We start from the raw sequence: 7069 nt of genomic DNA on the forward strand, positions 1-7069 counted from the left end.
ATGAACAACGACTTCCATGATCTCTTCAAGCAGTCCGTACCCCAGGCGCCCGCCCCCAACGGCTGGGCCGCCGCCGCCCGCCGCAAGCGCCGCAGCCGCCAAATGGTTGCGGGCAGCCTCTCGGCCGGGGTGGTGATCGCGCTGGGGGTCCCGCTGGCGCTCAACCTGTCGTCGCTTGGGGCCGAGAACCTGGTGGCCTCCCCGGAGCCGACGGTGAGCTCAGCGGCGCCCACCACTTCGCCGGAGGAGACGCCTCAGCCCGCGCCCAGCGTGACCGCGCCGTCGCCGGAGGTGTCGCTCTCGACCCGACGCGACGGCCAGCCCGGAGCCGAGGTCTGCTACAACGAGGTCGACGAGCCGGTGGGCAGCTGGATCAACATCGGCACCATCGACACCGGTGCGGCCCGCGCCTGGCTCTGCACATCCGATTACGGCACGGTCGGCCCGCTGGAGCCGCTCGTCGTGGACGTCGATGGGCTCGTAAAGGCCCTCTACGCCCAGCCGCCGCTGACCGAGGCTGACGCCCCGGAGACCGCGCAGTTCTACACGGTGATCTTCGAGTACGACGACGGCCGCAAGGCCTCCTTCACCGGCGACATCCAGGACTCCACTGAACTGACCGACGGCGAGAACCAGCTGCAGGGGAGCGAGGCGTTCTTCCGCGACGAGATCGAGGCCCGCTGGTTGGCGCAGCGCGTGCAGCTCGGACGCCCCGTGGGCGAGTACGCGCCGGTGCAGGCGTGCCCAGTGACGTTCAACCAGGCGCTGTTCCCGGTCGAGCTGGACGAGGTGGTGGGCGGGTACGCCTGCGCCTTGGAGGCCGGCGAGCCGACGAAGAACGTGGAGTTGCGTGAATCCGTGGCTGCTCAGATCGGGGCGGAGGCCCTGGCCAACTCCGTCCCTACCGAGGCCGCAGGCAGCGACGACGCCGGGCAGCGCACCCTGGTGCTGCGCAACGTGTGGGGCGACGAGCTGCGGCTCGAGCAGCGCGGCGACGGCTACGAGTTCCGCGGCGACGACAGCCTGATGCGCTGGACCCCCTCGGAGGAGTTCGCGGCCGAGCTCGACGCGCTCTTCGCCGGGTGAGCCGCCGGGGCGCCGTCGACGCCCGGCCCGCCGTCGAGGGTGGGGGCTGAGTGAAGTTGTGCAGCGGACTTGCTGCACAACTTCACTCTGCCCAGCCCGGGAGCGCCGCCCCCAGCCGGGCGTTGTTGAGTTGTGCGGCGGACTTGCTGCACAACTTCACTCTGCCCAGCCCAGCCCAGCCCTGCCCAACCCGAGGCGCCGCATCACCCACCCGCCCCGCTCCATCCCAACCGACCGCTTCTCCGTGACAACCTCCCGCGACCCCCACCGCGTCGTTAGGGTGAGGAGGTGGCCATGCAGGGCATCGAAGCGTTCATCGCCCGACGTGGTGGCGACCTCCTCCGCGCCGCGTGGGTGCTCACCGGCGACTCCCAGCACGCGGAAGACCTCCTCCAAACCGCGTTGGCGAAGTCGTTGGGTGCCTACGACACCCTGGCCAACGACCACAAGTTCGAGGCCTATCTCCGCACCACCATGTACCGCACGTACATCTCCTGGTGGCGACGGCTCAGTTGGCGATCCGAGATCCCCAGCGAGGTCCCCGACGACGACCAACCCGCCGCGGACGCCACCGCCGAGCTCCGGCTCGACGTGCTGCGCGCCCTGGCCACCCTTCCCCGCATGCAGCGGGCGGTGGTGACCATGCGCTACGTCGAGGACCGGCCCATCGCGGAGGTGGCCGAGGCGCTGGGCATCAGCCAGGGCGCGGTGAAGAAGTACGCCCATCGAGCGTGCGCCGCCCTCCGGGAGTCGACGCACCTCACGCCCCAGGAGGCTTGAGATGAACGACGACGACATCAGGGACGCACTCAACCGCGCCGCCCCCCATCCCACAGTTCCCGCAGGCCTGCTCCGGGGGGCGCTCCGCCGCCGTCGGCGCACCCGTGGGCTGGTCGCCGCCGGTGCCCTCGCGCTGGCCGGGACGCTGATCCTGCCGCTGGTGCTGAACCTGGGCAACGGCGCCGGGCCCGTGGCCGAGCCCGCCTCCGCGCCGGTGACCGACGCGGTGGCCGAGGTCGCCGAATCCACCCACCCCCCCGTCGAAGAGGCAGCCCCGGAAGCAGAGGGGACGCCCCAGGCCGCCTCCGGCGAGGGGTCCGTCACGGTCTCCCCGGAGTTCGCCGCCACGCGCTCCCTGGAACTGGGCTGGGACGTCATCCAGGCAGCCGATGGCCCCAACCGCGTCGTGTCGCCCTCATCCCTGTCCATGTCGCTGGTGCAGGCGGCCGAGGGAGCCGAGGGGGCATCGCTGGCCAGCATCGACGACACCCTCGGCCTCACCGGCGACTCTCGGGCCGCCTCGTTCGCCGCCCTCCGGGAGCAGCTGCTGCCCTATGACTCCCTCCCCGCAAGCGTCGACGCCGACGACCCGCCCGAGACCCCCGTTGTGCATCAGGCCAGCCGGGTGCTGGCCATCGATTCAGAGCTGAAGCAGCCGTTCCTCGAGCGCATCGCCCTCTTCTACGACGCCCAGGCCGAGTCCACCACCTTCGACGACGCCAAGGCCAACCTCGACGCCTGGGCCACCAAGCACACCGCCGGCCTCATCGAGCAGTCCGCGATCGAGCCGAAACCCGATTTCGTGGCCGTCCTGCAGGATGCCCTGCTGTTCGCAGCCGCCTGGCGCGACGAGTTCCGCTACGAGCAGCCCATCAGTTTCACCACCCCGGCGGGGCCCAAGACGGTGGAGGGGGTCTCGGACGTCCTGCCGGTCGCCTACGCCGAGGGGGAGCGCTGGACGGCCGTGCGGCTCCCGTACGACGACAACCTCGCCGCCGACGTCATCCTCCCGACGGCGGGGGTGGCCCCCGAAAGCCTCACCGTCGAGGAGCTCGAGGCCGCCCGCGGGGCCCTGGATGCCGCCGAGCCCGCGCCCATCAACGTGACCATGCCCACCTTCGACCTGACCGCCAAGACCGACCTCCTGAACGCGCTGCCCCAGCTGGACCTGTCCAACCTCAACGGCATCTTCGACGGCGGCTTCGCGGGGCAATGGGTGCAGCAGACCAAGCTGATCGTCACGGCCCAGGGCACGGTCGGCGCGGCGCTGACCGAGATGGCCGTCTTCACGAGCAGCGGGGGCTCCGCGGAGCGCGAGTTCATCGTCGACCGCCCGTACGTCTTCCGCGTCTCCGACACCCGCACCGGCTGGCCGCTGTTCGTGGCCGCAGTCTCAGACCCGAGCGAGGAATCATGAACATCCGCTGGCTGAGCCTCATCACGGCCCTCGCCCTCACCGCCTGCGCCCAACCCGCTCCGGCGATCGACGCAGGCGAGGCGAAGGGCGTCGTCGCCGTCCTCGACCTGCCCTACGAGTCAACGCCCTCCGTCGACGAGGCGGCCGACGCCTCTGAGGAGCTCGGCTGGCTCGCCGTCCAGAACGGCGAGGGCCTCAACCGGGTGGTCTCGCCGTCGTCGCTGAGCATGTCGCTGGTCCAGGCCGCCGAGGGCGCCAGGGGCCGGTCGCTCGAGAGCATCGACGACGTCCTCGGCCTCACCGGCGACCACCGGGCCCGCGCCTTCGGCGCCCTCCGCCAGTCGCTGACCCCATACGACGACCTCCCCACCAAGGTGGATGCCGACGACCCGCCCGAGACCCCCGTCGTGCACCAGGCCAGCCGGGTGCTGGCCGTCGACTCCGAGCTCCAGCAGCCGTTCCTCGACCGCCTCTCCGAGTTCTACGACGCCCCCGCCGAGCAGGTGACCCTCGCCGACGCCAAACCCAATCTGGACGCCTGGGTCACGAAGCACACCGCCGGCCTGATCCCGCAGTCCGCTGTGACGCCCGACGGCTCCACCGTGGCCGTCCTCCAGGACGCGCTCCTGTTCGCCGCGGCCTGGGCGCAGGAGTTCACGGGCGAGCCCACCATCCCGTTCGACACCCCCGACGGACCGAAGCCCGTGGACGGGCTCGCGGGCACCTTCTCCGTCCGCTTCGCCGGGGGTGAGCGCTGGACGGCCGTGCGGCTCCCGTACGACGACGCCCTGGCGGCCGACGTGATTCTGCCCCGCCCCGGCGTCGACCCCTTGGAGCTGACCGAGCGTGAGCTCGCCGAGGCGCGGTTCGTGCTGGCGCAGGCTGAACCGGAGCCGGTGGACGTCACCATGCCGGCCTTCGACCTGACGGCCAAGACCGACCTCCTGGAGGCTCTTCCCGACATCGACCTCAGCGACCTCGGCGGCATCGTCGAGGACGGCTTCGCGGCCCAGTGGGTGCAGCAGGCCAAGCTGATCGTGACAGCCAAGGGCACCGTCGGCGCCGCCGTGACCGAGATGGCGATCGCGACGAGCGCCGGATCGTCGGTAGAGGTGCGCACGTTCACGGTGGACCGCCCGTACGTCTTCCGCGTGCTGGACACCCGCACCGGCTGGCCCCTGTTCCTGGCGGCCATCTCCGACCCGAGCGAGGAATCATGAACATCCGCTGGCTGAGCCGGGCAGCGCTCCTCATCACGGCCCTCGCCCTCACCGCCTGCTCCCAACCCACCGCCGAACCCATCGCGACGGAGGTCAAAGGCGCCGCAGGCGTCCTCGACCTTCCCTACGACACCACCCCCAACGTCGACGAGGCGGCCCGCGTCTCCCAGGAGGTCGCCTGGCGCGTCATCCAGAACACCGAAGGCGACAACCGCCTCACCTCCCCGAGCTCCCTCAGCATGTCCATGGCCCAGGCCGCCGAGGGCGCGCAGACCGTCACGCTGCAGAGCTTCGACCGCATCCTGGGCCTCACCGGCGACGAGCGCGCCAAGGCGTTCGGCGCCCTCCGGCAGGCGCTGGCCCCGTACGACTCCCTCCCCGACGAGGTGGACGTCAACGACCCGCCGGAAACCCCCGTCGTCCATCAGGCCAGCCGCGTCCTCGCAGTCGACGCGACGGTGGAGCAGCCCTTCCTCGACCGCCTGGCCGAGTTCTACGACGCGGCCGCGGCGCAGTCCCCGCGCGCGGAGGCGCAGGCCAGCCTCGACGAGTGGGTCAACCTCCATACGGCCGGCCTCATCGAGAAGTCGGGCGTCAAGGTCAAGCCCAACACGGTCGCCGTGCTGCAGGACGCGGTCCTGTTCGCCGCCGCGTGGCGCACGCCGTTCGAGCAGGAGCGCAAGGTCCCGTTCACCGGCCCGGCCGGCGCGGGTCAGGTCGACGGCGTGAGCGGCATCGTGACGGCCCGCCTCGCCGAGGGCGCCGGTTGGACCGCCGTGCGGCTGCCCTACGACGACAGCCTCGCCGCCGACGTCGTGCTCCCGGACGAGGGGACGGGCCCGGAGGAACTCGCCGCGGAGGACCTCGAGGCCGCCACCGCCGCCCTCAACGACGCCCAGGAGCAGCAGGTGATGGTGGTCATGCCGTCGTTCGACCTGAAATCCAAGACGGACCTCATGGAGGCCCTTCCCGAGATCGACCTCAGCGACCTCAGCGGCATCTTCCCCGGCGGTTACGGCGAGCAGTGGGTGCAGCAGGTGATCCTCCAGGTCAGCGCGAAGGGCACCGTGGGCGCGGCGGTCACCGAGCTGGGGGTGGCGGAGAGCGCCCCGATGCTCGACGACGAGTTCGTGGTGGACCGCCCCTACGTGTTCCGCGTGCTCGACACCCGCACCGGCTGGCCGTTGTTCCTGGCCAGCATCGCCGACCCGGCCGCCGCAGGCTGAGCCGCCGGCGGCTGGTCGAAGCACGCGGAGCGGAGGACGACACCGGCCCTGCCCCTCCTGGAACACGCCCCATAGGCTGGTTCCATGACCTACCCCCACACCCGCCGCGACGACACCGTCGACATCCTCCATGGCACCCCCGTCCCTGATCCGTACCGCTGGCTCGAGGACGCCGACAACCCGGAGGTGCAGGAGTGGGTGGCGGCGCAACGAGACTTCACTGAGGCCCAACTCCAGCACCTCCCCGCCCGCGGCTGGTTCACGGAGCTGATGGGCCGCATCGTCGCGCGACCCCGGGCGGGCGTGCCGCTGAAGCGCGGCGGCCGCTGGTTCGTCAGCCGCAACGACGGCACCAGCGCGCAAGACCTCTGGTACACCGCGCCCACGCTCGAGGAGCTGGTCGGCGGGGGAGAGGTCGTCCTGGACCCCAACACGTGGAGCGACGACGGCACGTCCTCGCTGTCCACCTTCACCGTCGCCCGCGACGGCTCGCTGATGGCCTACGCCCGCAGCGACGGCGGCTCGGACTGGCAGCACATCCGCACCCGCGACCTCCGCACCGGCGAGGACCTCGACGGCGAGGTCACCGCGAAGTTCTCCGGCCCCGCGTGGCTGCCGGACAACAGCTCGTTCCTGTACACCACGTTCGACGAGGCCGACGACGCCCGCGGCACCGCGACGGCCGGCCTCGGGGTGGCCCGCCTCATGATCCACCGCCCCTGCGGCGACGACGAGCTGCTGCTGACCTTCCCCGATGAGCCGCACACCATGGCCAGCGGCGAGGTCAGCCACGACGACAACTGGCTCGTCGTGAGCATCTTCCGCGGCACGGAGAACGTCAACCGCCTGTGGGTCTACCCGATCACCACGGCGCACGGCCGCTCCACCCTCGGCGAGCCCGTCAAGCTCCTCGACACCGCCGACGCCGAGTACACCTTCATCCGCACCGACGGCGGCCACCTCTACCTCCACACCGACCTCGACGCCCCGCTGGGCCGGGTCATCCGCCTGAACCTGGCCGGCGGTGAACTGACCGAGGTCGTCCCGGAATCCGACGCGACGCTCAGCGCCGTCGAAGCGGCGGGCGACGGCATGCTCTTGGCCTACCTCGACGACGCCCAGCACCGCGTCGAGTACCGCAACCTCGACGGCTCAGATCCGCGTCCCGTCGACCTCCCGGCCGGCGCCCTGGTGGCCCTCGACTCCTCCCCGCTGCGCGACGAGGCCTTCGTGGGCCTCAGCACCATCGCCACCCCCACCGCCTCCTTCCACGTCCCGCTGCCGGTCGCCGAGGCTGCCCCTGCGACGGAGGAGCCGGGCAGGCCGAAGGGCCCCCACCC

At 71.5% G+C, this 7069-nt stretch carries 5 protein-coding genes and 1 pseudogene; all 6 read left to right on the forward strand.

Annotation, left to right across the window (positions count from 1 at the left end; genetic code table 11):
* Entirely contained in the window at nt 1–1086 is a 1086-nt protein-coding gene (locus C3E87_RS13330) for a hypothetical protein (protein WP_076063746.1), read from the forward strand.
* Between the two features lie 294 nt (nt 1087–1380).
* Entirely contained in the window at nt 1381–1866 is a 486-nt protein-coding gene (locus C3E87_RS13335; protein ID WP_076063748.1) for a SigE family RNA polymerase sigma factor, read from the forward strand.
* A 1-nt stretch (nt 1867) separates the two neighbouring features.
* Nucleotides 1868–3283 carry a serpin family protein gene (locus C3E87_RS13340; RefSeq protein ID WP_076063750.1) on the forward strand — a complete coding sequence of 472 codons (1416 nt, stop codon included), beginning with the start codon at nt 1868–1870 and terminating at the stop codon, nt 3281–3283.
* Nucleotides 3280–4503 (forward strand): serpin family protein, encoded by a 1224-nt coding sequence (locus C3E87_RS13345; RefSeq protein ID WP_083665672.1) that lies wholly within the window; start codon nt 3280–3282, stop codon nt 4501–4503. The genes C3E87_RS13340 and C3E87_RS13345 overlap by 4 nt, the downstream gene beginning before the upstream one ends.
* A complete protein-coding gene (locus C3E87_RS13350) occupies nt 4500–5729 on the forward strand; it encodes a serpin family protein (RefSeq protein WP_076063752.1) in 1230 nt (409 codons plus the stop codon). Before C3E87_RS13345 ends, C3E87_RS13350 begins: the two co-directional genes overlap by 4 nt.
* A gap of 84 nt (nt 5730–5813) precedes the next feature.
* Nucleotides 5814–7069, forward strand: a pseudogene (locus C3E87_RS13355) (S9 family peptidase); the annotation flags it as partial.

Origin of the sequence: Tessaracoccus sp. ZS01 (assembly GCF_022342445.1) — a bacterium.
In the GTDB taxonomy this organism is placed as follows: domain Bacteria; phylum Actinomycetota; class Actinomycetes; order Propionibacteriales; family Propionibacteriaceae; genus Arachnia.